The 1,910-nt window shown below is 46.4% G+C and carries 1 protein-coding gene; it reads right to left on the bottom strand.

Annotation, left to right across the window (positions count from 1 at the left end):
- The coding region (locus tag KDK19_RS17835) for a hypothetical protein (RefSeq protein WP_257292502.1) at window positions 1-1,910 on the bottom strand (1,910 nt) is incomplete at both ends.

The following is a 1,910-nucleotide window of genomic DNA, read 5'->3' as shown; positions in this document are numbered from 1 at the left end:
CCAAGGAAGTGCTCAAATTCATCCACTGTCTGATAACCGTCGACACCTCTGACGGTCTTTATGTAGTGCTCTAGTTCAACCTTGCTGATCAGACCTTCATGCAGCAGAGCGATGATCCTGTTACCACTGGCAGAACGGGTAGCGAAGTACTCCGAGAAGCTTTTCAGGTCTTCCGGTTCATGCTCGACGTAATGAATAGCTGCTTCGCCCATGCCGTGGATTTCATCGTCGTAGTGTTGTGGCCCGGTTTTAATGTGAGTCCTTGCCCAGTCTGCCAGATCCTGGACTTCTTCCAAGGTATTCAGAGACTGATCTTCTATAGGCTGGAACATGAATGTCGTCTTCAGATTTTTGAAGACTTCTACAATCCGTCTGGCCTGATTAAACGTCAGATCGTCTCCGACCAATGCTCTCAGGCGAATCGGTGCAAATTCATCGTCAAAGTCAAAAGTTGGAAGATCGGGTCTGACCTTACCGCTTTTTTCTGCTGATTCTGCCAAACCCATTGCGGCTTCCAGAGCCTGCTTCTTGAGAGAGTGCGTCCTTACGAAGGCATAGATATCGACCAATATATTTGCTTGTCTCGGGTGGTACTGGAAGGGACCACCGTCTTTTTCGACGGCTTCCTCAGTAGCTTTCAGGACTTCCTTTAATGTCTCTATTGCCGCCTTCTTGGCGTCTACTTTTTTTATCAAGCGGTCCTTTTCCCTGGTCAGTTGCAGGATCTTGCCGCCAGCACCATCATCCCCGCCCAGTTGTACTTGTTTGTTTTTCAGAGCATCAAGCCGGTCAGCGATGCGGTCAGTGGGATCTGGCTTAAGACCAATGTCGTCTTCGATGGCTTTAAGATCAGCTTCATGATCGTCTACAGCTTTTTGTACTTCTGACACTTTTGCTTTTTTCTGTTTCAGGACTAAATCCGGCACTTCTCTGGTCTGCTCTGGAGTAGTCTCAGCTTTCGGATCGTTGTCTTTGGAATTGTCAATGTCTTGATTTTTAGTGTCCAGAGCCTCTTGTGCTTGCTTTTCTTCCGTCTGTGCATTGGTCAATTCCATTTCTACAAAATCATGCTCACGTAGAAATTTTGTGACCTGAGCGTACTTTTTCCTGGTTTCAGGCAGTTCGCCCATTGCGTGATCGACTTCGTCCCGACTATGAGAGGCTGTAAAGTCTCTAATGGCATCAATGCAATCTTCTGCTAACAGATTATCAGGAGCATTTTCAAAAGGGATTTTCAGATCTTTAATGGCAGCTCTTAGTTTCCGGATTATTTCCACTTGTCTTTCTGCATCGTCCTCGTTTCTCTGCAGGAAGCGTTCGATGTCGTTTAATCGGTCTTCAGAGTTTTGATTTTCAGCGTGAGGCAGGCCCAATTCGGTCTGAATCTGCTTCATTGCCTGATTGAGAGCCGTGATGTATTTATCCGTGTCAGGGGGGGCGTCATTAGAATGTGCGACTATCACTTGTTCACTATGGACAGCATTGAGTCTGCGATGAAGTTGCTCCAGCTCACTTTCAGCTTTTTCTATGTATCTTCTGGCTCTGGCTTGCTCACGATCAAGAACATATCGGGGTTTAGATCCCAGACGAGCCATTTGCCTGTCAAGCTCAGCATTAATGACTGCGATACGGTCATCTACTCTGGGGTGAAACGCCTCTAAAGCTGCTCTATACCGTTGTCCGAGTGTTTCTTTGATGAGACAGATCTGATCACGAGCAGGGGCATCCTCTTTATAGCCCTGAATGCCCAGGTGACTGGCAATCTCATTATTTATTCCCCTTCTGATACCTTCATCATCATAGGGTTTGCCAACTTCGTAATTTAATTCCCGAAATCTGTATTCCAGAAGAGCCTTCTGTTCATTCAGGCTGGCATCTTTTTCAAATTCTATTTTCAGATCATCGGCCAG

Origin of the sequence: Endozoicomonas sp. ONNA1 (genome assembly GCF_024606325.1) — a bacterium.
GTDB lineage: Bacteria > Pseudomonadota > Gammaproteobacteria > Pseudomonadales > Endozoicomonadaceae > Endozoicomonas_A.
Note: the sequence above shows the minus strand (reverse complement) of the source record. Positions and strands in the feature narration are given on the sequence as shown.